Genomic DNA, 25,214 nt, shown 5'->3' with positions numbered 1-25,214 from the left:
TGCGGCCCCCTTTGCACAGGATCGTTCATTGTTATCCATTTCCTTTTAAAATATGGTGTTTCCCGACAGCCTGACCAGCCAAAACGGCTGGTTTTTTCGGTTTGTCATTTGTCAGTTTCTATGTCGGTCTATGGTTTTAGACCGGAGGAAAATCCGGGTTATGTCACGACCGGCCATTTTTCCGTCCGCAATTCATGCATCAGCTCTGGCCCTACACCTAGATTTTCCTGCATCAACTGATGAGGGGTCAGCGCCATCCACTGATTGAGAGAGACGTCTTCAAAGCGGTCACTTTTAAACATTTCCAGAAACCACAGACTCTGGTTACCCGTGTTCTGAATGTAGTGGCCGAAAGCGAAGGGGACATACCCTACATCACCGGCCTGGTAATCGAAGGTACGAGCGGTTCCGTTCGCCCCAAAGACCGTCATGCGTCCCTTTCCAGAGATGTAGTACTGCCACTCGTCTGCATTGGGGTGCCAATGCATTTCCCTCATTCCGCCCGGTTTGATTTCTACCAGCGCCGCTGCGATTCTAGTCGAGATGGGGAAGTTTGACGAGTCGGCGATGCGCACTGTCCCCCCTGGTGTGACGATCGGCTTTTGTGCGAGTAACCGATGGGAAAAGGAAAGTGGCACCGTACCGTAGGGATCGGGAACTTGCTGACTTTCCAGCGAACCGGGAACATCTCCTTGGAAAATGTAAACTTGTTTGCCGGGGATGTGGGCAAATGCGCTTTCCGGTATGCCGAAATTGGCGGACAGCACGTCCTTTGGCGTACGAGCGAACCAATCGGAGATGGACAACGTATTTAAGTCCGAGAAGTGTCCGTCATCAAAGCCGAGTAAAAACTCGCACCCTTCCTCCATGCCTTGAATCGAGTGTGGAATGCCGGGCGGGAAATACCACAAGTCTCCTACCCCGATATCCGCAATGAAGTGCCTCCCGTTCTGATCGACGGCAGTAATGCGTGCCCGGCCAACCAGCATAATGGCCCATTCTGCTTGCTGATGCCAGTGAAGCTCGCGTACACCCCCTGGCGTCAAAGCCATGTTCACACCCGCCAGCGTGGTGGCGATCGGAAGCTCTCTCACCGTTATTTCCCGCGACCAGCCGCCGTGATTTAACTGCATATGGGCATCAGAGAAAGAAAACCTCATGTTTGGAATGGTTCCGGCATCTGTAACAGGCGGAACAAGCAGATCAGGGTTCTCCAGATCTCTCATGATATTCCGCGGGCCAAAATCCCACCAGCCGGTATCGTTTCGGATCGGTTGCGGTATCTCATCAAACGCCGCTTGATCGAAGCGTCGATTCATTTCTATATACTCCTCCTTGTCATTTACACACAGTGGCATACGCCTATATCATGCTATGAAGGCGTGGCGGAGGAGGAAATCGTTTTTGGAAAAAGGAGCTCAAAATTTGTTTTAAACCGATCCGAACAGGAAATGAAGGCAAAGAGCTTTCTTGTTACCTTTGTAGCGCTCGTTGGAACCACCGGTGGCGCTTTGTTTAATCGGACTTTTGCTCTCGTTTACTGGGCTCTTACTTTGTGTATGCAAATAACGAAAACGGGATCTTGATGTCGACAGGTTTTCTTTGTCACTTGTCTTTGCTGAAAAAATGCACGAAAAATTTCAATCCACGCACTCCATACGAAGTGCGACGTGGTCCCGGAAGCTTATCGCGTGCCGGTAGCTATTTCAATCCACGCACTCCATACGAAGTGCGACTAACTCCTTCTCTGATGCTGCTGAAACTGTTCCCTGATTTCAATCCACGCACTCCATACGAAGTGCGACCAGCACAGAGACTCTTGATTACCACCGTTTCCATATTTCAATCCACGCACTCCATACGAAGTGCGACTAAGCGTCCTCCAAGCTTTTATGTCCACGGAACCCATTTCAATCCACGCACTCCATACGAAGTGCGACTGTAGTCATCGGAGAATCCAATCAAATCCTGCCAATTTCAATCCACGCACTCCATACGAAGTGCGACGTAGTACAGGGTCGCGTGCTGGCACACGCATAAAATTTCAATCCACGCACTCCATACGAAGTGCGACGTGGTTCTTTCGGCAATTTGCCGATCGCCATTTTTATTTCAATCCACGCACTCCATACGAAGTGCGACTCCCGATGAGCTGGTAGACCCGGACGCATATGGATTTCAATCCACGCACTCCATACGAAGTGCGACTCGGATGAGCAGGCTGCTGACATCCTCACTACGCTATTTCAATCCACGCACTCCATACGAAGTGCGACGTGGTTGGAGTCAGCTAACAGCCACCCCCTATGGATTTCAATCCACGCACTCCATACGAAGTGCGACGTGGTTGGAGTCAGCTAACAGCCACCCCCTATGGATTTCAATCCACGCACTCCATACGAAGTGCGACGGTAGCTATCAACGCTATTCCAAACAGTAACCGATTTCAATCCACGCACTCCATACGAAGTGCGACACAACCTCTTCTTCCCCCTCCAGATCCTCGAACACCTATTTCAATCCACGCACTCCATACGAAGTGCGACTATGTACGGCAGATTAAAAAACACGCAATGATAGTATTTCAATCCACGCACTCCATACGAAGTGCGACTCCTTGCTAACTGAGGTTACCCAGCAACGCAAACAATTTCAATCCACGCACTCCATACGAAGTGCGACGTGGTTGGAGTCAGCTAACAGCCACCCCCTATGGATTTCAATCCACGCACTCCATACGAAGTGCGACACGTTTACCACAGCTAAAGGTCTAATGGTGCTGGTATTTCAATCCACGCACTCCATACGAAGTGCGACTCGCAAGTGTTTACTCGTGTTGCCAAGCCTTTGCGTATTTCAATCCACGCACTCCATACGAAGTGCGACCTTTGTCAGGTGTTCCGGCTTTGTTTGGGTGGATAATTTCAATCCACGCACTCCATACGAAGTGCGACAGTGGTTGGAGTCAGCTAACAGCCACCCCCTATGGATTTCAATCCACGCACTCCATACGAAGTGCGACAAGCCACTGCCATCACGCCCATTAAGTAAACGGGTTATTTCAATCCACGCACTCCATACGAAGTGCGACCAGGTAGCTATCAACGCTATTCCAAACAGTAACCGATTTCAATCCACGCACTCCATACGAAGTGCGACATCCGTCCAGATTTTTACCTTCAATGGGAAAACGATTTCAATCCACGCACTCCATACGAAGTGCGACAGGCTCAGCTCACTTACACCGTGGACAACCTCAATATATTTCAATCCACGCACTCCATACGAAGTGCGACGCAACAAGCCGTGACCATGATCGCTGCCGATGTGAGATTTCAATCCACGCACTCCATACGAAGTGCGACCCAATTCTTTTTCTAGTGATACAGACCACTATAAAATTTCAATCCACGCACTCCATACGAAGTGCGACAACGAACGATTGTATCTGAATACACTCCCGACCACGATTTCAATCCACGCACTCCATACGAAGTGCGACCGTTGCTGGGTAACCTCAGTTAGCAAGGATTCAGGATTTCAATCCACGCACTCCATACGAAGTGCGACTGGGGGCGCTACGAGGACGGATTCAATTAGCTATTATTTCAATCCACGCACTCCATACGAAGTGCGACTGTGCTAATGTGTTGCTATAATCAAGTTAACAAATTTCAATCCACGCACTCCATACGAAGTGCGACATTGATCAATGTGCGTGAGCTGCGCGAACAACTATTTCAATCCACGCACTCCATACGAAGTGCGACGAGATTAAAGTACGGAACAATACCTATAACTTAGATTTCAATCCACGCACTCCATACGAAGTGCGACACGGGTGCAAATATCGTAACAGGCGCGTCAAAGGATTTCAATCCACGCACTCCATACGAAGTGCGACGATGAGCTGCGCCGAGAATTAGAAAAATGGGCAGGATTTCAATCCACGCACTCCATACGAAGTGCGACGGAGTAACGAACAGGCGATTGATAGCGTGGATGGATTTCAATCCACGCACTCCATACGAAGTGCGACCAATTAGTTCATCCATACCCCCTACTTCTCAGGGAGATTTCAATCCACGCACTCCATACGAAGTGCGACTGCTAAGCCCTATCAGGTGATCACCCGTGAGCAAGGATTTCAATCCACGCACTCCATACGAAGTGCGACGATTATCGATACCATCGGCTCCAACTCGATTGCCGATTTCAATCCACGCACTCCATACGAAGTGCGACGCGAGGCGTTTTGCACCGTGGTGATTTGCGAGTGGATTTCAATCCACGCACTCCATACGAAGTGCGACAATTTACGGACAATGCCAAGGATGCCCTGTCCGGGATTTCAATCCACGCACTCCATACGAAGTGCGACACCGTGGCCTGCCTGTTATTGACGAGCAGGAACACATTTCAATCCACGCACTCCATACGAAGTGCGACAATCAAAAGTTTGTCACACCGTCTGGGAATCCGTTTGATTTCAATCCACGCACTCCATACGAAGTGCGACCGCAAGTCTACTCTCAACAATTACGAGCAAGGGGATTTCAATCCACGCACTCCATACGAAGTGCGACGAGGATGTCAGCAGCCTGCTCATCCGAAAACTCAATTTCAATCCACGCACTCCATACGAAGTGCGACGTATCCGTTTGTGGCGGTGCTGGACACCAAGGAGATTTCAATCCACGCACTCCATACGAAGTGCGACTATTGATTGCAGCGTCCGCAGCAGCTCCAAAAAGATTTCAATCCACGCACTCCATACGAAGTGCGACCAAGTCAATCGCAAACGATATCTAAGGAGGATATATTTCAATCCACGCACTCCATACGAAGTGCGACGACGCTGGGCGTTTCCTTTCTTCGCACAACAGCAATTTCAATCCACGCACTCCATACGAAGTGCGACGTGATCGACTCAAGGATACAAACGATCTGTGGGGAATTTCAATCCACGCACTCCATACGAAGTGCGACGTCGATTCGTTCCTCGACCACGCCAAGACCCTGATATTTCAATCCACGCACTCCATACGAAGTGCGACGAAGAGCTGCGCCGGGAGTTAGAAAAATGGACAGGATTTCAATCCACGCACTCCATACGAAGTGCGACCTGAAGCTAACATGGGTTTTGTACAATCAGATGGGATTTCAATCCACGCACTCCATACGAAGTGCGACCCAAAAACGACACCATCCAGCGTGCCGCCAAACATTTCAATCCACGCACTCCATACGAAGTGCGACGTAAAGCTGTCACAGTGATGACAAGCATTAAGTTTATTTCAATCCACGCACTCCATACGAAGTGCGACGGTATAATCGCGCACATGCGGCCACAACATAGCATTTCAATCCACGCACTCCATACGAAGTGCGACAAAGGTACTGAACTCAAGATGAAAACGGAACTTCGATTTCAATCCACGCACTCCATACGAAGTGCGACGAGGTTTATGTCCTTGGTTTTTGTGTCGTAGTTATTTCAATCCACGCACTCCATACGAAGTGCGACAACAATTGGATACATACTTTCGGCCACAGACAAAATTTCAATCCACGCACTCCATACGAAGTGCGACAAGGGGATTTACAGGTCCTGCCACGAGCCGAAATCATTTCAATCCACGCACTCCATACGAAGTGCGACTACTTGGAGGACGAGAGGGCGATTGCCTTTTTTCTATTTCAATCCACGCACTCCATACGAAGTGCGACGTAGCTTGGGATTTCCCCTTGCCTCGCGTGGTGCCGATTTCAATCCACGCACTCCATACGAAGTGCGACCCAGCCATTGCTCCAAACCTCTTGTAACTCACTCTTTGATTTCAATCCACGCACTCCATACGAAGTGCGACCCGATAAGCCAAAAGCACACCTTCTTTCAAATTGTCTATTTCAATCCACGCACTCCATACGAAGTGCGACAAGTGATAGCCACTTTTCTCGATGCTGTTTCTTCTGATTTCAATCCACGCACTCCATACGAAGTGCGACTTTGTTCGTGTAGTTTACCTGTTCTGCACCGATAAACAATTTCAATCCACGCACTCCATACGAAGTGCGACGTTCGGTGTTGTATCCGGTGCCAGTGCGGCTGGTATTTCAATCCACGCACTCCATACGAAGTGCGACGTATGTATCCAATTGTTGCTTTGGATAAGGCAGTAATTTCAATCCACGCACTCCATACGAAGTGCGACAGCGAAAATGTATGAAATTAATACGATGAATGAATCAATTTCATGCATTTAGCTAAAAAAATCATTAATTAACTAAGTATCCCTTATTGACATTTACCACTGATTACTTATTTTTATGATTTTCGACAAAAATCGAGGTGCGAAGGACTCGGGAAATTCATGGGAGCCTTACATTCGCACCTTAAAGCTTAAAGAATCAACGGGCCTTCCATGTCATAGGAATGCTTTATTCCAAGATGTTCTACTTTAGTCTTGTATTTGTCACCGAGATTATAGAAACGCAAACTATCCTTTTCCGTGTCTATCAATTCCTCCAATTCATATTTGAGACGGCGAAACTGGGTCGTATCAAGTATGCATTCAAAAACAGAATTCTGTACTCTTTGACCATAGTCCAAGCACTTTTTAGATACTCGGGTCAGTCTTCTTCTGCCTTCCGCGCTTGATGTACTTACATCATAGGTAATGAGGATTAACATGACAACACCTACTTCCACAAGAATGGAGGATATTCATCCAAATCCCCTCTAATAAACCTGGCTAATAGCAACGCTTGCGCATAAGGGACCAGTCCCCAAGAGATTTTTTCATGCAGATACGGATGAATAATCTTTTCTTGTTTTCTTTCTTGCCAGGCTTTTAATACTTGTTTTCTTGTATCTTCGTCCATAATGACCGCGCCATTTTCTTTCTTATGGAAGCCCTTGCTGTTTATGATCCTTTTATTAATCAGGGACAGCACCAGTCGATCTGCATAAACCCCTCTGAGTTCTTCCATCAGATCAAGCGCCAGCGAAGCCCGCCCCGGTCGATCCCTGTGCAAAAAGCCAACGTAGGCATCCAGTCCCACCGCCTCCAAAGCCGCCTTCATATCATTGGCAAGCAAGGTATAAGCGAAGGATAACAAAGCGTTGACATTATCAAGCGGCGGCCGTTTGCTGCGGCCGCGAAAAGAAAAATGCTCTTTTTGCTGCAAGATTAGATCATCGAACACAGAGTTGTACTGAACCGCAGCAGTCCCTTCCAGGCCTCGCAAAATCCCTAGGTCTTCTACATTACGGACTAGTTTCATCGTCTCGGACAACGAGGCCGTCACCCGCTTCATTCTGTCGACATCGATTCGGAGCGGGTAGTCACGTGTCGCACGCTCCAAAATCCATTTGCTGTTGTACAGTTTCCCTACTATTATATTTCGGGCCACCAGGGCACTTCTTCTTTCATTGTCGGAGATCCGATACTGTTCCTTTCTGAGTACCACATTTCCTCTGTCTTCTCCAATCACCCTGGCCAAAAAACGCCCATTTCGGGTTAGAAAAGTCAGTGAAATATTACGTGCAGCACACGCCCCCATTAAAGCTGGACTTGCGCCTGCATAACCAAACGTACACACCGCCTCTAAATTGTGCAGGGGGTAGCGCCCTAACGTTTCCTCTTCATTTTTGACTACGATATTTTCACCATCTAATGATAAATATGCGTCCTGCGTGGTAACGAACAACGTATTCAGCAGCTTTCTCATTCGTTCAACCTGCTTTCAATGAAACTTGAAACCTTTTTTCTATTCATCATCTCAGGCAAGCAAACTTGGTTTAAAGAGCAGCTTTGGCAGTGCGGACCTGCTTTCGCCTTCGGGGTGTGATTCTTTTGAAAATAATGGTGCATTTCTCGAAAGATTTTACGTACCTGCTCCTTATCCGAGGGAGTAACAGGCACTTCTACTCGTTGTTTGATCTCATCGTAATAGAGATATCCAACTGAGAGTTCGCAAACCAGCATTTCTTCCAGACACAACATCTGGGCAATTAACTGCGAACGGTCTGAATCATCTTTTTTGGGTTTTCCCCGCTTGTATTCAACAGGGAAAGGAAGGTACAGACCTTCCTCCCCTGCAAGCGATATCCCTTCAGGATCACGGACAAACTCAACAACATCACAAATTCCTGCGACCCCTAGCTGCTTTGAGTGAACAGGCAATGCACGAACGATCAGCTTCTCCCCTCTTTTTTCACGAAGCAGAGGTTGATCCGCTACTCTGTGTACATATGCTCCCTCAAGCGTTCGGACATTTTCCTCCCATTGCTGTTCAATATGAATGAGCGCCCACTGTCTTCTGCAAAAATTAAAATGCTGAATGCCTGAAAGCAGCAAGAAATCCTCTTCGTTATAATCCATCATACTCTTGAACTTCCAGACCTTCGAGAGGTTGTATGGTGCAGACATAGTCTTCAGCCGACTTCGCTTCGCCAATTCCTTCCCTTAGCTGAATCTGTAAGGAACGATGCACCTTGGCGGAAGAGTATTGCCCTAATTTGGACTGATGCTCCCACCAGTACAGACGGTATACCTCCATACTTCCATCCGGCCGGGCGGAAGATGCGTCATTTTCGAATAATGTGAGCAAAGCCTGCTTAATTTTATCAGCATCTTCATTTGTGAATCCGGTCTTTTCAGCCAACTGGGTATTGATGCTGCCATAGAAAACATACACGCCAAAATCGACTCTGTGTTTCATCCCCATCGTATCAGAGCTTTTCTTGTTCGGATCTTTTGGCGTGACCGCATTTACGCTTTTGGTAATCTGAATGCTGGAAATATCAATTGGGTCGATGCTGACAGCCGGATGAATAGAGACCGGACCGCGAATGCCGATCGATACATCCGAACCACTAAAAGCAAAGACTTGTCCAAAGCTGCGTACATCAATCCATGTGTTGCAAGCTACTTGCGCGTACAGATCGTTGTTCTGCTTTTTCCCTTTGGCAAACTCTTGGAGTTCTGCATTGGCATCCACGCGGTCTTTAATGCTGCGATATGCATCTGAGCGCCGTTCGTCGGACTGGACTAGAATAGGTTCGCCCATATCTTGCAGTCTATTGCGAATTTTTCTTTTAATGCAAACATCCGAGATCTCACCGCGTCCATCGTAATTTTGACGAGGGCGATTGCCATTTAACGGATCGCCATTCGGGTTTGCATTGCGAACTGACAGAACAACAGCAAAATCAATTTTGTGATCGAGTGTACTCATTCCAACATCTCTCCCATCTTAATGATTCGTAGAATCTTGCCCTGTTTCTTCTTCTTTCTCTTTCTTGCTCTTGTATAACTCGTGGCGTTGACTGTAAAATCCAAGCAGGTACAAACCACTTAGCGGCCGATCAGTAAAATGTTCCGCTTTTAGTTGGGCGCCGACCTCATCTAGCAATTGGTTATAATAAGTTGCTTCGGTACCCATCCTTGCCTGATAAGGCTGCAGATTCGACTGAATAATGGTCCAAGTTCTTCCTGGTCGTTGTGCAAAGGCATTCATATAACGCACTGCATTGGTAGCCCGTTTTTCTTCACGGCCTAATGCCCTTCTTTCCAGTACATCGGCAATAGCCAGCATTCTGCCGAACAGATAACTCCGATCCGTGTTCCCGGTATCTAAGCCCACCGTAAAACCCTCCTTCTCGTAAGTCTTTTTCACTAATGCACATGTGATACTGAGTGTTTTTTCCCACTCCCACTCATCCATTCCTACCGGATTGGAAGCGCGAGTGATGGCGCTGCGAACAATATCAAGCGGAATCTTAGCTCCGTCAATAATAGGTGGAAGCATTCTTTCAATCATTCCCTTGACGACCTTGTCATTGGCTCGCGGACCGTAGGCGGCGAATGCGATATCTCGTGTTGCGGGAGCTCCAATAAACGAACGAATCCGATTCTCCCCGTCCTTTTTGTAACGGTGCAGCCAAGAACAGGTTATGTGCCAGTTCTCCAAGCGATTGAGAAAGAGCTCTTGGTTTAAATCACGATAGTAAACAATTGCCATCCGTCCGGGAGTGGCCGCATCCAGCACCATGATGATGACTTTGGATTTGTAATCACCATCGTACCGATAGCCGCCGATTGCCAGTCGGATCTGATTGGCAAACTCCTTATTCGCCAAATCCCCGCCTAATGCCTCTTCATCTTGGTACAAACTGAATGTATCGCTGAAAGGGTCAGGTACAGCCAGTTTTTCCGTTCCCCATACCAGAAACACCTTGCCATCTATGGTAAAGCCTTGGCGTTCAATCAACCATTTCAAAGCGTTGTGCGCTTTCTGTGAGACCTCGTAGCTTACCGACGCTGCTTCCCGGCTGCTGCGGAATCTCCCGCGAAACGTAAAGCCGCTCGTATCATTGGCCGAAATCAATTTCGACTTGTCAGCAGAATTGCGTATACGCGACGCATGCTTGTCCGCATACGGAAGATGATCACCGCTGACATAGCACAAGTCTGTATCTGTCAACTCTCTGTCATAGTATTGAATGAAGGACTGCTGCACAGACTGATCTCGCCACAGTCGCGACTCCGCTTCACCAGGCACATGTACGGCAAAGCGGACAAAAGCGGCACTTTGGTCGGAGGCAATCACTTTGAAAATCTCCGGCTTTTCTCCATACTTTTCTTCCATCACCGTTGTCCACTTATCCAGCAGCTTGCCCTGCTCATCTACCCATAGTACTTTCTCCCGAATCAGGTCAGCCATCAGTGTTCCTTTACAAAGGTACGTGTACACGCTCTTCACCTTGGGGTGGGAGGCAGGAGATTCACACCACGAGAGCAGTTGCTCCAAATATTTTTCGTGAGGATTTTCTTTAACATCGCCACAATAGCGTGTAAAGTCGCCTGCCAGATAAACCAGTTTGTCAAAGAGAGGATGGGGAACCGGGGCGCTCGTTCTGCTAGCAGAGGCTTCGGTGCAGGGGATAATTGTGCTTGCCTCATTTTTGTCTACCACTTTTGCCGAGATAAAATTTCCCTGCCCATCCAGGTTCACCTCGATATGCGCACTTTGGGTAGTGTGCGAAATCGGCAGCAGTGCGTACTCTCGATCATTACGCTTTTTTTCAAACTGGCCAATCACATCCGCGTGATTCTCATATGTCTTCTTTAGAGTAGCGAGCCAAGTCATTCACTCCCTCCTCCTCTCGGAAGCAGTTCCTCATACAAGTTGTCTACAGACTGCATATTGACGGGGCCAAACGGCTTGGCTGAACCTTCGCCCGTCTTGCGAATCAGCGCGCACTCCTCCGGGCGGATAAAGCGGATGACGCCATATTCCATCTTGACTCGCCACAAACGCGTTTCCCGTTCCTTCCTGCCTGTTTCATCCGGGTAGCTGATGCCATGAACCATGATGCCGAAATCAACTTCGGGAACCTCATCATAAAAGCCTTTTCCCTCGCCGAAAACACATGGTTCCACATAACCCTGGCATTCTCGCGCTCCGAGAAAAATATCCCGGCGGCCTCCCGCCTTTAATGCCCGCTTTGCAATGTTAAAGTGCTTTCCCTCGTTGTGGTCATGATTCAGGTCTTGGCGATAAGGGTTGAATTCAAAGTGACAGCGTACCTGGTACCGTGGGTTCCTGAGATAAGTGTAATAAGCCAGAGTATTTCCGCCGTTATACTCAATCGGACGGACTCCTTTGGATTCTGTCTGGATCGCGTTTATGATACGCACTTCGTCGATATGCCAAATGATGGAGGGCTTCCAGTATATTGATTCAACTATCCCTTTCAGTGCCTGATAGCTAGGGACGTGATAAGAAAACTTCTCGCCTCCAAGTTTTGTCACAGGGTCGGTAAAAAGCGCATAATTTCCATAAACCTCAAACTCTAGTTGATTCCTCATCGTTTCACCACCTTCTTGTATATAATCATTTGTATTTTTGGGATCTAATGGTATATTATCCTATTATCTAGGTGAACGCAATATCAATTGGAAAAATTGCCTTAATTCACTCTTCTGTGCTACACTCTTTCTATCGCTGAGAAGCGTGGATTGAAACTTGTACATCATCATTTGTGGAAAAGACCCGCTCAAAAGCGGGTTTTTCCCTTATAACATCGCCATCGCCCATTCGCCTTCTCCCTCCGCTTCAACCCCGAAACGATCCGAATAAGCAACTTCTCGTAATGCCAGGACATGACCGTGCAGCAGAGGATAAATATCCCCATTTTTCTCCAGCTTTTTTAATTCATGACTGTATATATTGACCACATATTGTTGAGATTTTTGCAGCAGCTCCCCCAGACTTCGGGTATCAAGCTCTCCGTTTAATGCCAAGATCACACTCTCCGCCTCTTGGTTGTAAGGGACGAGTACCGATGTAGCAGTATCGCTAATCACCTCAAAGTGTTTTTCCGCCGTCGCAAATGATGAGCGAGTAAGAAATTCAGGGCTTTTCCCGTGCTTATTTTTGTAACCCTCAAAATAATCCTTATTGGTACCGAGCAAATCAAACAGATTTTTTTCCAGCTCTCGAATCGGATAGTGAAGCCCATCCTTCATATGATCGTAATAGTATTGGAAATAGGCATTGAGTGCTGATGCCGAAAGCAAATCATGACCAAAACGTTCCGGCTCTTGCTGAAATTCAAACAGAATACGTTGTGTTTTCTCTGCCCCGATACGAATTTCCGGTAGCCGAGTCAACATTTCCTCAGCAGATTTGATAATATAAACATGTCGTACCTCATCTTTCCCATGTCGGTTGCATCTGCCTGCAGCCTGTGCAATCGAGTCAAGCCCTGCCAAGGAGCGAATGACGCAATCAAAGCTGATATCTACTCCCGCTTCGATCAACTGCGTACTGACACAGATGACTCGCTCCTTAGCTGAGAGCGCCTGCTTTACCTTCGCTAACACTTCCTTTCGATGAGCCGCACACATATTCGTACTCAAGTGAAACAACCTCACCGGACGATTACCACTCCGTTTGTTCTCTTCTAGTTGAACAAACAATTTACGTGCAGCCGTCTTCGTATTTAAAATAACGAGAACACTAGCGACTTCATCCAGCCTCTCCTGTATAAACGCTGCCAACTCCTCCGTTTTCCAACCTAAAGGAGTCGTATAGTCGATCAGTTCCACTCGCTTAAAGCTTTTTCCCACGTCATCCAGATTCTCAATCATTTCAGCCTGGTCGGACAAAAGCAGTTTATGTTTGACAAAATCCAGCGCAGGTTGTGTAGCTGTGCATAAAACCATACTTGAACGTCCAAAAACATGCAGAAAGTTTAGAGCTGCGTTAAATAACGAGACACATTTGGTTGGAACAGATTGAACCTCGTCAAAGATCAGAACAGCATTAGCCATCTGGTGCATCCTTCGTATATTACGTGTACCTTTGGCATAAAACGTATTTAAAAACTGTACCATCGTGGTAAAAATAATGGGTCGGTCCCAGTTATCTTTGGCAAGCCTGATTTTCTTCCTGCGGATATAATCGCTTTCATCCTCAACATCGCTTTCCTCGATTACATTTGAGTGATGCTCAAGGATCATGTCATTCTCTTTTAAAATCTCCCTGATCTCCTTGGCATTTTGCTCGATAATTGTCGTATAGGGAACGATGTAAATGATTCGTTCCTTGTTCCAGGTAATCGCGTGTTTAAGCGCATAGCGCAAACTGGCTATCGTCTTTCCTCCTCCAGTGGGGATTGATAGCGTAAATATACCTGATGGTCGCAGGGCAAACGCTTCGCATTGACGTGACATCTCGCTTCTTAAACGGTTAATTGGATGGTCAGCGTCTTCAGCTTGTTCAAACTCCATTAAAGTATCCATTAACTTCCGGTAGCTTTTGCCAAAGAATGCAAGACTGTCAATCTTTTCTTCTGTAACCTCCCCCTCTTCAAACTCCCGCGTATTTGTTCGATCTGCATCAATCAAACAACTGAATATGTACTTGATAAGTAGGGAAGCGGTAATCGATGGCAGGCTTTGTTTTTTGATCACATTCAATACATGCTGAATCTCCGCTTTTGCCCCTGCAAAATAGTGATCCAACTCTCTTTCTGAATAATTTTCAAAAAAAGCTGCCACCGCCTGTTCGTATTCCTCCAACTCTTTCACCGCTACACGTTCTAAAAATGGCGAAAGCAGTTGCGGATCGAGAAAATCTCTTAATCCTTGGTGATGGGAAATTATGCAATTAGCGATCCATTCCGCAGCCAGCTTGTCTTCAACTGTTACGGCTTTCTGATGATAACGCTGATAAAGCAATCTACCCCCTGCTGTCGAATGATCTACAGATCCTCTGCGTGGAGGAGCATCAGGATTCGCTGCCGCTTCATTAATATACGTCTTAAAACCGGTTGTATTTTTCCCAAGGTCGTGCAACAAGCCTGCCAAACCCGCGAGATGTCGGACACCGATTTTCATACCATAACGTTCACACTCCGTTTGAACTTCCCGCAAATGTTCGTTCACAGTCTGAATACATCCGTCCTTTTGGCGGATATGAGCAATAAATCCCATAGTTCCAAGCTCCTTTTATCAAATGATCACTCTCGATTCACCAGGGTAAAAAGACTCATTTTCCCTATTCAGCATAATTTTACAAATACCTCTTCATTTCAACAAATACATACATTTTTTAATTGAAGCTTTCACAACTGTCCGATTAGTTAACACGTATTGCTTCGCTTATGTGCTGATTGTATTCTTCTTTTCCTGCCTCGCTGTGCCAATCGATTTAATTCGGTAGCACCACTCCGGAATCGAGGGTGCAATAGCGCGATTCACGATAAGCGGGGATGAGGATTTCTTCGATGTCCAATGCCGCGTTGACTGCCTGACGCGCTTTTACATTGCTGCAGAGTCCCGATTTCTTATTGAACACGAACGTCGTCATTCCGCCCTCGCTGACAAAACTGCTCGCACCGGGTGTGTTCTCGATTTGCTCAGCGTTTTCAAACGGAATGCTGAAGGCGATAGCGTACTCCCCTGTCGTGATTCCCACTACGCGCGTCGATTCATCCGTGACATAGTGGAAGTACAGATCATCCACCAGCGCTTCTTTTTTGCCGCCGAGTCCATCGCTCGGTTCCGTACGGGGCGAATAGTCCGAATATTTTTTTCAAATGCACGTATTGGTCCTGCTTCCATTCTTCCAGTTGGAATGGCCCCGTGCCGATAAAGGTCTTGACTGCCTCCATACCTCGAATGAACCTTCTTCGAGGGTACTCTTGACCGAAAATATATTCTTGACAAAAATTTTTATTTGTGTTAATGTAAAATATTTAACTACTTTACAAAACAGGACACTCCTAGCATAATGTCCTGTAAAAGAACGTCTGCTAAAGGACAGGAGAAAGGTTGTACAGCGTATGGAAACGTTGCCTTGTCAAGGTTGCAAAGGATTATGTTGCGGCCCCGTTCCAATCACGGAGAAAGAACTCAAAAAAATCCAAAAAAAGATAAAAACGATGCCGAGAAAGATTCGTGAGGAGCTCGAAAACCAGCCCAGACTTTTCGGAACATGCATCTTCTACGATATTCATCATGATCGCTGCGGCATTCATGCCGTTCGTCCAGAAATTTGCCGCGCATTTGGCTATCACAAAGAACTTGTCTGTTTCCGCAAACCGGAGTTGGCCACAAAGGAAAAAGTAGCCTTCAAGGAAAAACCGATTGGCCACCTCAGTATTGACATTACCTGGAAGGATTTTTAGCATGGGGGGATATCTATGAAGGTCAAACGAATTGTTGCCAATATCCATACACAAGAGATCGTCGCAGCCAAAAGCTTTTACCAGGACGTGCTGGGCCTTGACCTGTTGATGGATCACGGCTGGATTGCTACGTACGGCTCATCCGAAGAAATGAGCATTCAAATCAGTTTCGCCTCGCAGGGAGGCTCCCAAACGCTTGTTCCTGATCTCTCGATTGAAGTGGATAATGTGGATGAGGCCTATGAGCGAGTGAAAAGTGCAGGGTTTCCGGTCGAATACGGTCCTGCCTATGAGCCATGGGGTGTTCGCCGCTTCTATGTCCGCGATCCGTTTGGCAAGCTGATCAATATACTTTCTCATGCAGCCTCTCGCTGATTTTCCGGATTAATGTTGCCGCGCTGGATCAGGCAATGCAAGCGAAAGTAATTCCGACAAATCGTCGATGACCGCATCAGCCCATTTCGCCCTTTCCCAATGCGGATTTCGTTTCCAGACGGCCTTCATGCCAACATCGCGGCTGGCGCGAACATCGGTGTCAGGATGGTCTCCCACGAAAACAGCCTGCTGCGCAGATACACCCAGTTTGCGCAAAGCTCGTGTAAATATGGCCGGGTCCGGTTTCCGCAGCCCTTCCCATTCCGAGATCAGCACCTCATCGAAGAGATGCTCAATGTGCAGCGCTTTGAAATTGTCATACTGGAACTGCCCAACCCCATTTGAGATCAACGCTATCTTGATTCCCTGCTGCTTACAGGCAGTCAGCACGCTCAGCAGGTTGGGAAAACCGATACAATGCCTTTGGAAATGACGCATGTAATCATCCAATAGCGAAGCCCAATCCAGGTTTTGAATGGAAAACTCTTCGATCAGCTGCTGATACACTTTGTCCTTCCATACATAACCGTGTTGATCCAGTTCGATAAAGCGCTGGACAAACACTTCTTCTTCTACTACCTGGAATTCGGGATAGCGTTTGTATTGATCCCTCACAAACGAGAGCAGAGAGGAGTCACGATCCAGCAAGGTACCATCCAGATCAAAGAGAATCGCTTTGATAGACAAGAGACACACTCCTTTTCACGTTGCCGCTTTTGTTCATTGTCACATAACTCTCTTGCGCGTGAAAAGTAAATATTTCCTTGTCCATCATGCTTTGGGCTTCGCGGCAATAGCCTCGCTAGGCCTATGACACGAAAATCCCCTGTAAGCTGCGTGTAATATTCTCCGTAAAGGAGGCTCTTACACGAAAGGCTTGCAGGGGTTTTTTACATCAGAAAGTGCTTCGAAAGGCGTTCTTGTCTTTCTCGTTTGACTCAGGCAGGACCAGGCTGATCAATTGATTATTCGACAGATGCATATTCAAAGATCGTATGTCCGATAAAGTTTTTCATCACACCTTTGATATGCGGTTTCACCAGATACGAATCCTCATAGAAATAGAGCGGGAAGATCGGCATTTCATCCATCAGGATTTGTTCAGCTTTGGCGTAGTTGGCTGAACGTTTTGCTTGATCCTGAATTTCCCGGTTTTCTTTGAGCAACGCATCGTATTCTTTGTTGCTCCAGCGGCTTCCATCCGCTGCATTGACCGTTTCGAACAAATGGAGGTTGGTCATCGGGTCTAGATAGTCACCTGTCCAGCCATCCCGACCGATCTCAAAATTGCCTTGTTCCATTTCGTCCCAGTAGATTTTTGACTCCAGTGTCCGAATGGAGATCTCAACCCCCAGGTTTTCTTTCCACATGCTGTGAAGCGCTTGGGCGATATCCTTGTCCGTCTGGCCTGACAAGGTCATGAAATCAACCTGCGGAAAGCCTTTTCCATCCGGATAGCCCGCTTCAGCCAGCAAGCGCTTCGCCTCCGCCACGTCTTCCTTGAACAGGTCGCCAACCACATCGCGATATTCCTTGTTGGTTTCCACAAGGTGCGGCATTCCATAAGGAACAAAGCCGAACGCCACCTTCTCTGTGGACTGCATGACATTTCTCACGATCTGCTCCCGATTGATGGAAATCGCAAGCGCTTTTCTCACGCGTGGATCGTCAAACGGTTTTTTGGAGGTATTGAAGTCAAAATAATAGGTGCCAATCCGTGCGGCGGCGAAATATTCCGGGGTATCCTTGTACTTTTGCATGGATTCATTATTGATGTTATCGGAGACGTCGATTTCATTATTGGTATAGGCGGCCAGCTCCCCTTCCGCTGTTTCGATGAACACGATCTCCAGCGTATCAATCTGCACCTTGTCAGCCAGTAGATAGTTGGGGTTTTTCTTCAGTACATACTTTTGTTTCGGATGAATCTCGGCCAGCATGAAAGGCCCAGTGGACAGGTAGGTGTCGGGAGATTTGGTCCATCCCTCGTTCCCTTCCACCACATCTTTTCTCACGGGATGATAGGAAGTCGCGCAGAGCAGATTCAGGAAATAGGTGGTCGGATTCTCCAGCACAACCTCCAGCGTCTGATCGTCTACGGCTTTCACCCCGACATCATCAGCGCTCGCTTTTCCTTCATTGTACGCGAGGCCGTTTTTCACATAGTACAGGTCAGCAGCGGCTCTTGAGGCGACATCTTTGTTCAGCACGCGTTTCCAGGCGTATTCAAAATCATGCGCCGTGACAGGTTTGCCATCGCTCCATTTCGCGTTTGGATCAATCTTGAAGGTGTATTTGGTTCCGGTCTCATCTATGATCGTTTCTTTGGCCAAAGCAGGGACAGGGAGCCCGCTTTGGTCAATTTTGTAAAGTCCGCGGAACAGATTTTGCAGCACAATCGAAGAGCGCGAATAGTTGTTTAACGTGGGATCGAGTGTTTCCGGTTCGGAAGGCAGCGCATAGACGATCTTTTTCTCTCTCTGCGGCTTTTCAGTTTTGTTCTCAGATGTGTTTGGCGTGGTGGTATTGCTGTCATTGCTGTTTGGTGTTGACGTACTGCTGGAGCTGCAACCTGAGATGAGTGCGACAACCACGGATAATTTGAAAACGAGGCTAGCCAGCTTTTTCATTTCTTCCCCCTCTTTCCTGCAATTTATGAAAATCTGCCGTTTTGACAGCTTTCATCATGGATGATCATCCCAGGCCCGTTTGGTCTCAGGTAACGATATGGCAAGCTACCTGGTGTCCCGCTCCAATCTCCTTTAGTTCCGGCTTTATTTCTCTGCAAATAGCGACGGCATGGGCACATCGCGTTTGAAAGGCGCATCCCGGCGGCGGGTCGAGTGGGCTTGGCACATCTCCTTTGAGCTGAATCCTTTCACTTTTCTCGGCCAAATCCGGGTCGGGAATCGGCAGTGCGGAGAGCAGCGCTTTTGTGTACGGATGCTGCATATTGGTGTACAATTCGTTGGCCTCGGCGATTTCTACCAAGCTGCCGAGATACATCACGCCCACCTGATGGGAAATGTGCCGGACCATCGACAGGTCATGGGAGATAAACAGGTAAGTGAGTCCGAATCTCTCTTGCAAATCTTCCAGCATATTGACCACCTGTGCCTGAATCGAAACATCCAGTGCCGAGATGGGCTCGTCACAGACGATAAATTCAGGCTCTACGGCCAGAGCCCGGGCAATCCCGATCCGCTGCCTCTGTCCGCCAGAGAATTCATGGGGGTAGCGATTGATGTGATCCCGTTTCAACCCGACCAGTTCAATCAATTCCTTGATCCGATCCTCCCGTTCCTTCCCTTTGCAAATGTTATGTACATCCAGAGGATCGCCGATGATTTCTCCCACGGTCATGCGTGGATCAAGGGAAGCGTATGGGTCCTGGAAAATCATCTGCATTTTCTTGCGAATCGGCAGCATTTCTTTATGCTTCAATGTTTCAATCGGCCTGCCCTGAAACAATATCTGACCGGAGGTAGGCTCATACAGCTTCAACAGCGTACGGCCAGCCGTCGTCTTTCCGCACCCCGATTCTCCGACGAGGCCGAGCGTTTCTCCCTTTTTGATGGAAAAGCTGATATCGTCGACAGCCTTGAGCAGGCGATCGCTACGTCGAAACAGCCCCTTCTTTACATCAAAGTATTTCTTCAGACTTCTCACTTCGACCAGATTCTCGTGCTGATTCCCCATGCGCCCTCACCTCCTTTCTACTTTTGCGGCTTTCGGGTGCATCAACCAGCAAGCTACCCGATGGCTGTCGCTCAAAGACACCGGCGGAGGTGAAAACTGGACACAAATCTTCATGGCATGCTCACAGCGCGCGGCAAATGCACAACCCTTCGGCGGCGACAACAGATCAGGCGGGCTGCCCGGTATGGGAATCAGCTTTTTCTTCTCCCCCTCCGACACTTTAGGCATCGAGCGAATCAAGCCCCATGTGTAGGGATGCTGGGGACTGTAAAAGACCTCCCGGGTCGTGCCCTCCTCGACAATCTCGCCTCCGTACATAACCATCAGGCGGGAACACATACTGGCTACCACACCCAAATCATGCGTGATCAGCACAATCGAGGTATTGCTCTTCTTTTTCAAATCTCTCATCAGATCGAGGATCTGTGCTTGAATCGTCACGTCCAGAGCCGTCGTTGGCTCATCGGCAATCAACAGCTTGGGATTGCAGGAAATCGCGATCGCAATCATCACTCGCTGTCTCATCCCGCCGGAAAATTCATGCGGATATTGATGGAGACGGCTCTCTGGGCTGGGGATTTCCACCATTCTCAGCACTTCGATGGCCTTTTTCCTCGCTTCCTGCTTGGACAGCTTCAGGTGGATGCGAATCGGCTCCATGATCTGGTCCCCAATGGTAAACAGGGGATTGAGCGAAGTCATGGGGTCTTGAAAAATCATCCCGATATCATTTCCATGCAGCCTTCGCATCTGTTTGTGATCCATCTCCATCACTTCCATACCATCAAACGTCAGGCGCTCCGCTTCAATTTTGGCGTTTTCCGGCAACAAGCGCATGATTGACAGCATGGACACGCTTTTTCCCGATCCGGACTCTCCGACAATCCCGACGGACTCTCCTTTATTCACATGAAAGGATATCCCGCGAACAGCTTGTACTTGCCCCGCTTCAATCTGAAAGGTCGTTCTTAAATTTTCAATTTGCAGCAGTTTCACAGGCTTCCTCCTTTATTTCTTGAGACGTGGATCAAGCGCATCCCGAAGCCCGTCGCCAATAAAGTTCAGCGCAAACATCGTGAAGCTGATCGCCAGGGCGGGAAACAGCATTTGATAAGGTTGAGTAAACAGGGTAGGAATGGCGTCGTTTACGAGCGTACCCCAACTGGCAATCGGCACCTGAATGCCGATGCCGAGAAAGCTGAGAAACGCTTCGGAAAAGATCGCGGAAGGAACGAGGAAGGTCACCGTCACGATAATGGGACCGATACTGTTTGGTATCAGGTGTTTAAACAGAATACGCAGATTGGAGGAACCGATGGAGCGAGCAGCCAGCGCGTATTCCTGATGCTTCAGCGTGACCACCTGTGAGCGGACGATGCGTGCCGTACCGATCCAGGATGTGATACACAGGGCGATCAGAATGCTTTGTATGCTGTTGCCTAAAAACATCATGACGAGAATGATGTAAAGCAGGTCGGGAACACCGATCATGATATCCACGATCCGCATCAGTACCATGTCGACTCTGCCGCCAAAGTAGCCGGATACACCCCCATAAATAATGCCAATCACCATGTTGATGGAGGCGGCCACAAAACCGATCAGCAAACTGATTCTCGCGCCATACAACGTCCGTATGAAAATATCCCGGCCAAATTTGTCGGTCCCAAACCAGTGTTCAGCGGACGGCGGTTGATTCCCGTTTGCCAGGTTTTGCCTCTCGTATGTATATTCTGAAAATATTGGCCCAAAAATGGCTGCTGTTGTCATGATGATCAAAAAGCATAGCCCGATCATCGCCAAACGGTCTTTTTTAAAGCGGGACCACGCATCCTGCCAGTATGATTTGCTCGGGCGCTTTCCTTCTTCATTTTTTTGCCTGTCGTCCCCATCCAGTTTTGTGAACAGCTCATCCGGAAGCTCATGTATGTTTTTCAGAGAAAATTTGCCCTCATTGCTTTCTTTTTCAGAAATGGAATGGATCATCTCGTCACCTACTCATCCATTTTTACTCGGCGATCGATCACGGCATAGAGGATATCGACGATGAGATTGGCTACGACGATGAATGCTCCAAAAAAGACCGTCATTCCCAAAATCACCGAGTAGTCTCTGTCGCTAATCCCCGTCACGAAATCTCTGCCGATCCCGGGAATGGAAAAAATCCGTTCGATTACAAAGCTGCCAGTCAACAGGACGGCAACCAGTGGACCCAGGTAGGTAACAATCGGAATAATGGCGTTTTTCAAGGCATGCTTGCAGATGACCTGCCATTCGTGGACACCTTTGGCCCGCGCTGTACGGATATAGTCGTTTCTCATCACTTCCAGCATACTGGACCTCATCAGCCTGGCGATGTAAGCGATCGGGCTAAAAGAGAGTCCTGCCACCGGAAGAATGTAGTGCTTCCAGGTCGACAAGCCAAAAGTAGGCAAAACCTTCAGCACGACCGCAAACAGGAATAACATGAGGACGGACAAGACAAAGTTGGGGATCGATATCCCTACCGTCGCTATAATCATCGCCAGCCAGTCTGCCCATTTCCCTCTTTTGATGGCAGAGGTAATTCCCAGGGGTATGCCGACCAGCAAGGCTATGATAATGGCAATCATTCCGACCTTGGCAGAAACCGGGAACCCTTGCTTGATCAATTCATTGACCGTTACATTCGTTTGTTTAAAGGAAATGCCAAAATCGCCTTGAGCCAGATTTTTTAAATAGTTCACATATTGAACGGGAAGCGGATCGTTCAACCCGTATTTCGCTTCGATCTTCTCCAGAACAGCCTTGGGCGTTTTTCGTTCTTCGGCAGGGCTGAAAGGGCCTCCAGGTATCGCATGCATCAAGAAAAAGGTGACAGTCGTCAAAACAAACATCGTGATTAGTCCGGCGATGATCCGCTTAACAATGTAACGCCCCATACTTTCACTCCTTTCCTTTTGAACAATAGCGAGATAAAGTGGTAAACCTTTTCTAAATTTTCAGTTAAATAGAGGGATTATTGTGGGCCCTTACACCCACATTCCATCATTTCGTATTTTGGTCAGATATCTCAGCAAGGGCGAGCAGGATCTTATCCTCCTGCTCCTTCAGGTAATCGTTATCACCCGGATAGTGATTGCCCATGATGGAGAAAATGACGTTTTCCCCTGATAGCAACGTCATATATCCGGAGATACTGCTGACCGCGTTCAGCGAACCTGTTTTGGCCCGCACCCTGCGAAAGAGCGGTTCTTCTTTCATACGGGACTCCAAGGTGCCATCTACTCCGCCGATCGGAAACGACAGAAGCAGGTTTTCGTACTCCGCTTGCGTCATCATCGACTCCAGCACCTGCACAAGCTGCCTTGGGGATACCAGGTTGTCTGGACTTAACCCCGAGCCATCCTGTAATACATACAGACCGGTCACGCCCAACTCCTCCAGCGTTTCACGAACGACCTGGATGCCAGCCGTTGCACTGCCTTCTCCCTTCAAGAGTGCGCCCATCGTCTTGAGCAGCATCTCCGCATATTGATTATCGCTTACCTTATTCAAATGCTTCACGATTTCCTTCAGAGGAGCTGATTCACAGGATGCCAGCTTTTTCGCCTCTTTCGGGGCGCTGCCAGCCACGACTTTGCTTCCCTCCACAAACGCGATTCCCGCATTGATCATGGTTTCTTTCAAAACGGTACCTGCATACATAGCTGGATCATTTACGGTGATAAACTGACTGTCCGTTACCGTCATGGGTAAATTTCCGGTAACATAGATGACATTCGCTTCACGTTTTCTGCGAATGTGAATGGTATTCGCTTCTTCGGCCGACACCGTTTTTGCTTGGGAAACAATCTGGACGTAGCTTGTCTCAGGCGAGATTTGAATCTGCACATCATCTCCGACATTGTCTCCGGGACGAGACTCCACATGCACCGTCCCTCGATTCAGGGAAAGTGCGCTGATCTGTGCACTATAGTACTCTGATTCATAATCCCACGCCCAGCTGACTCCAAAGCGCTGGTCATCAAAGTAAGAAGCATCTGCCACGATGTTGCCGCAGATTTCCCTCAAGCCCTCTTGTTTTATTGCCTGCACCATTTGCTCTATCGAAACGCCTTCATGTGCTTGAAGCGGAGGGCCTGTATGGAGCGACGGATCTCCGAGTCCCTTTATGTACAAATCTCCGATCAATACGCCATCACGAAAATCTCCGGTGTAGGAAATCTCTGTTTGATAACGAAACTCTCCTCCCATTTGAAGCAGTGCGGTCAAAACCGTCAAAATCTTCGTATTGGAAGCAGGCGTAAATAATCTGTCCGCATCATGGGAAAACAGGATCGATTGATCAACAGCACGATCGAGCGATTTGACCAAGACGCCGATCGAGGCACCTGTCTGTTCGACCTCCGAGATGATCCTATGCAAATGATCCCAGGCATTGTTGAGACTGTTGGACATGCGAACCATCCCCTCACACAGTATATGTAAGTGTTTATTTTATCTGATTTTTCTGATCATTTGTAGAGTAATTGTACTTTTTTATAAATCTCATCGCCAATAAAAATCTGTCATAGTGGTTATAAGACATTTTCATACCCCGCCCCGGTTGACATCGAGGCGGGGAACTCCATTATTTTTGTGACTTCCGGTACCCCGCAGCCTGCGCCTCCTCTTCTGTGCAGAACATTTCTACATTTGCCGTGGTCTTGTCATAAGCCTGACCGCCAGGAACGTGATAGATTTTACTATTCACATTTCCTTTAATCAGGGGCTTTTCACAGGCAGCTGTATCGGTCGGCGCGGGAGTGTTTTTTTCTCCAGTTGGTTGCTCGGCGGAGGCTGTTGCATTGGCGACCTTCGCTGGTTGGGCGATTCGGTATTCGATTGCTTCAAATCCTTTCGTGTCCTTCCACATCCGTTCGAATTGCTCAGAGAACGCCTTTGCTACGTTTTCATCATAAAGTACAACCAGTACTTCGTCGTTTACGGTACTCGCTGCCTTTGAGTAATTGAAGGAGCCGGTCGTCGCTACTTTCTTGTCTGCAATCGTCACTTTTAGATGCTGCAGTCCGCTGTGCGTATTTATTTTTGTAGGGATCCCCGCGCTCCCTAAAATCTTCAATGCCTCTGTTTGCGATTGTCCACCGGACTGTTGTTTGTCTGTAATCACACGGACAGCGACGCCACGTGCCTTTGCATCCTTGATGGCTTGTACAATGTCTGGATGTGTCAAGCTGTAAATCGCGATATCCAGTGATGTTTGGGCTGAGTTGATCGTATTGATCAGCAGAGCCTCCGGGTGCTGATCGGCTTTCGTAAACGCCCACTCAATTTTGCTGTCTGTCGTCTTACTCGTGCATGCTGTCATGATGGCCATGCCCATAATCATGTAGAGGAGCAATGTCACGAGCTGCCACATGTTTTTCTGGTTTCTCATACAAACACCTTTCCT

Annotated in this window: 19 protein-coding genes and 1 CRISPR repeat array; of the genes, 2 read left to right on the top strand and 17 right to left on the bottom strand. The window is 47.9% G+C overall.

Features of this window, described 5'->3' with window-relative positions; translation table 11 throughout:
* Positions 1–158 precede the first annotated feature (158 nt).
* From NDK47_RS09100 to NDK47_RS09060, 9 genes are all read right to left on the bottom strand, one after another.
* A complete protein-coding gene (locus NDK47_RS09100) occupies positions 159–1,319 on the bottom strand; it encodes an oxalate decarboxylase family bicupin (RefSeq protein WP_251874510.1) in 1,161 nt (386 codons plus the stop codon).
* 318 nt (positions 1,320–1,637) lie between these two features.
* A CRISPR array of direct repeats spans positions 1,638–6,215; the repeat unit is 33 nt; unit sequence ATTTCAATCCACGCACTCCATACGAAGTGCGAC.
* Between the two features lie 188 nt (positions 6,216–6,403).
* On the bottom strand, positions 6,404–6,694 hold the full coding sequence (gene cas2 / locus NDK47_RS09095) for a CRISPR-associated endonuclease Cas2 (RefSeq protein WP_251874509.1): 291 nt from the start codon (positions 6,692–6,694) through the stop codon (positions 6,404–6,406).
* Positions 6,695–6,702: 8 nt separating this feature from the next.
* Positions 6,703–7,734 carry a type I-C CRISPR-associated endonuclease Cas1c gene (gene cas1c / locus NDK47_RS09090; protein WP_251874508.1) on the bottom strand — a complete coding sequence of 344 codons (1,032 nt, stop codon included), beginning with the start codon at positions 7,732–7,734 and terminating at the stop codon, positions 6,703–6,705.
* Complete coding sequence (cas4, locus tag NDK47_RS09085) at positions 7,731–8,390, bottom strand: CRISPR-associated protein Cas4 (protein WP_251874507.1); 660 nt, start codon at positions 8,388–8,390, stop codon at positions 7,731–7,733. Before cas4 ends, cas1c begins: the two co-directional genes overlap by 4 nt.
* A complete protein-coding gene (gene cas7c, locus NDK47_RS09080; protein ID WP_251874506.1) occupies positions 8,377–9,243 on the bottom strand; it encodes a type I-C CRISPR-associated protein Cas7/Csd2 in 867 nt (288 codons plus the stop codon). Before cas7c ends, cas4 begins: the two co-directional genes overlap by 14 nt.
* An 18-nt stretch (positions 9,244–9,261) precedes the next feature.
* Complete coding sequence (gene cas8c / locus NDK47_RS09075; RefSeq protein ID WP_251874505.1) at positions 9,262–11,157, bottom strand: type I-C CRISPR-associated protein Cas8c/Csd1; 1,896 nt, start codon at positions 11,155–11,157, stop codon at positions 9,262–9,264.
* Positions 11,154–11,879 carry a type I-C CRISPR-associated protein Cas5c gene (cas5c, locus tag NDK47_RS09070; RefSeq protein WP_251874504.1) on the bottom strand — a complete coding sequence of 242 codons (726 nt, stop codon included), beginning with the start codon at positions 11,877–11,879 and terminating at the stop codon, positions 11,154–11,156. The genes cas8c and cas5c overlap by 4 nt, the downstream gene beginning before the upstream one ends.
* A gap of 207 nt (positions 11,880–12,086) precedes the next feature.
* On the bottom strand, positions 12,087–14,510 hold the full coding sequence (gene cas3 / locus NDK47_RS09065; protein WP_251874503.1) for a CRISPR-associated helicase Cas3': 2,424 nt from the start codon (positions 14,508–14,510) through the stop codon (positions 12,087–12,089).
* 217 nt (positions 14,511–14,727) lie between these two features.
* Complete coding sequence (locus NDK47_RS09060) at positions 14,728–15,042, bottom strand: ABC transporter substrate-binding protein (RefSeq protein ID WP_251874502.1); 315 nt, start codon at positions 15,040–15,042, stop codon at positions 14,728–14,730.
* A 319-nt stretch (positions 15,043–15,361) separates the two neighbouring features.
* Between NDK47_RS09060 and NDK47_RS09055 the strand changes: the two genes are divergently transcribed.
* The gene (locus NDK47_RS09055; protein ID WP_251874501.1) at positions 15,362–15,706 is read left to right on the top strand and encodes a YkgJ family cysteine cluster protein; all 345 of its coding nucleotides are present in this window, start codon (positions 15,362–15,364) and stop codon (positions 15,704–15,706) included.
* Between the two features lie 15 nt (positions 15,707–15,721).
* Positions 15,722–16,081, top strand: a complete 360-nt coding sequence (locus tag NDK47_RS09050) for a VOC family protein (protein WP_251874500.1) — start codon at positions 15,722–15,724, stop codon at positions 16,079–16,081.
* A gap of 9 nt (positions 16,082–16,090) precedes the next feature.
* On the opposite strand, the gene NDK47_RS09045 is transcribed toward NDK47_RS09050, so the two are convergent.
* The 8 genes from NDK47_RS09045 to NDK47_RS09010 all read right to left on the bottom strand — a co-directional run bounded on the left by NDK47_RS09045 (position 16,091) and on the right by NDK47_RS09010 (position 25,199).
* A complete protein-coding gene (locus tag NDK47_RS09045) occupies positions 16,091–16,768 on the bottom strand; it encodes an HAD family hydrolase (RefSeq protein WP_251874499.1) in 678 nt (225 codons plus the stop codon).
* Between the two features lie 278 nt (positions 16,769–17,046).
* Positions 17,047–18,711 carry a peptide ABC transporter substrate-binding protein gene (locus NDK47_RS09040; RefSeq protein ID WP_251874498.1) on the bottom strand — a complete coding sequence of 555 codons (1,665 nt, stop codon included), beginning with the start codon at positions 18,709–18,711 and terminating at the stop codon, positions 17,047–17,049.
* Positions 18,712–18,796: 85 nt separating this feature from the next.
* Entirely contained in the window at positions 18,797–19,780 is a 984-nt protein-coding gene (locus NDK47_RS09035; RefSeq protein ID WP_251874497.1) for an ABC transporter ATP-binding protein, read from the bottom strand.
* A gap of 6 nt (positions 19,781–19,786) precedes the next feature.
* Positions 19,787–20,776, bottom strand: a complete 990-nt coding sequence (locus NDK47_RS09030; RefSeq protein WP_251874496.1) for an ABC transporter ATP-binding protein — start codon at positions 20,774–20,776, stop codon at positions 19,787–19,789.
* A 12-nt stretch (positions 20,777–20,788) separates the two neighbouring features.
* Entirely contained in the window at positions 20,789–21,766 is a 978-nt protein-coding gene (locus tag NDK47_RS09025) for an ABC transporter permease (protein ID WP_251874495.1), read from the bottom strand.
* Between the two features lie 8 nt (positions 21,767–21,774).
* Complete coding sequence (locus NDK47_RS09020) at positions 21,775–22,701, bottom strand: ABC transporter permease (RefSeq protein ID WP_251874494.1); 927 nt, start codon at positions 22,699–22,701, stop codon at positions 21,775–21,777.
* Between the two features lie 106 nt (positions 22,702–22,807).
* Positions 22,808–24,220, bottom strand: coding sequence for a D-alanyl-D-alanine carboxypeptidase/D-alanyl-D-alanine endopeptidase (gene dacB / locus NDK47_RS09015; RefSeq protein ID WP_251874493.1), 1,413 nt, complete (start codon positions 24,218–24,220; stop codon positions 22,808–22,810).
* 172 nt (positions 24,221–24,392) lie between these two features.
* On the bottom strand, positions 24,393–25,199 hold the full coding sequence (locus NDK47_RS09010) for a phospholipase D family nuclease (protein WP_251874492.1): 807 nt from the start codon (positions 25,197–25,199) through the stop codon (positions 24,393–24,395).
* Positions 25,200–25,214: the final 15 nt, after the last annotated feature.

Origin of the sequence: Brevibacillus ruminantium (assembly GCF_023746555.1) — a bacterium.
Lineage (GTDB): Bacteria > Bacillota > Bacilli > Brevibacillales > Brevibacillaceae > Brevibacillus > Brevibacillus ruminantium.
Note: the sequence above shows the minus strand (reverse complement) of the source record. Positions and strands in the feature narration are given on the sequence as shown.

Excerpts from the sequence above, each read along its gene's own strand:
- NDK47_RS09050 (WP_251874500.1), top strand. The coding sequence starts at position 15,722 with ATGAAGGTCAAACGAATTGTTGCCAATATCCATACACAAGAGATCGTC.
- NDK47_RS09020 (WP_251874494.1), bottom strand. The coding sequence starts at position 22,701 with ATGGGGCGTTACATTGTTAAGCGGATCATCGCCGGACTAATCACGATG.
- NDK47_RS09010 (WP_251874492.1), bottom strand. The coding sequence starts at position 25,199 with ATGAGAAACCAGAAAAACATGTGGCAGCTCGTGACATTGCTCCTCTAC.
- NDK47_RS09035 (WP_251874497.1), bottom strand. The coding sequence starts at position 19,780 with ATGGGGAATCAGCACGAGAATCTGGTCGAAGTGAGAAGTCTGAAGAAA.
- cas8c (WP_251874505.1), bottom strand. The coding sequence starts at position 11,157 with ATGACTTGGCTCGCTACTCTAAAGAAGACATATGAGAATCACGCGGAT.
- cas4 (WP_251874507.1), bottom strand. The coding sequence starts at position 8,390 with ATGATGGATTATAACGAAGAGGATTTCTTGCTGCTTTCAGGCATTCAG.
- cas5c (WP_251874504.1), bottom strand. The coding sequence starts at position 11,879 with ATGAGGAATCAACTAGAGTTTGAGGTTTATGGAAATTATGCGCTTTTT.
- cas7c (WP_251874506.1), bottom strand. The coding sequence starts at position 9,243 with ATGAGTACACTCGATCACAAAATTGATTTTGCTGTTGTTCTGTCAGTT.
- cas2 (WP_251874509.1), bottom strand. The coding sequence starts at position 6,694 with ATGTTAATCCTCATTACCTATGATGTAAGTACATCAAGCGCGGAAGGC.
- dacB (WP_251874493.1), bottom strand. The coding sequence starts at position 24,220 with ATGTCCAACAGTCTCAACAATGCCTGGGATCATTTGCATAGGATCATC.
- NDK47_RS09025 (WP_251874495.1), bottom strand. The coding sequence starts at position 21,766 with ATGATCCATTCCATTTCTGAAAAAGAAAGCAATGAGGGCAAATTTTCT.
- NDK47_RS09055 (WP_251874501.1), top strand. The coding sequence starts at position 15,362 with ATGGAAACGTTGCCTTGTCAAGGTTGCAAAGGATTATGTTGCGGCCCC.
- NDK47_RS09100 (WP_251874510.1), bottom strand. The coding sequence starts at position 1,319 with ATGAATCGACGCTTCGATCAAGCGGCGTTTGATGAGATACCGCAACCG.
- cas1c (WP_251874508.1), bottom strand. The coding sequence starts at position 7,734 with ATGAGAAAGCTGCTGAATACGTTGTTCGTTACCACGCAGGACGCATAT.
- cas3 (WP_251874503.1), bottom strand. The coding sequence starts at position 14,510 with ATGGGATTTATTGCTCATATCCGCCAAAAGGACGGATGTATTCAGACT.
- NDK47_RS09040 (WP_251874498.1), bottom strand. The coding sequence starts at position 18,711 with ATGAAAAAGCTGGCTAGCCTCGTTTTCAAATTATCCGTGGTTGTCGCA.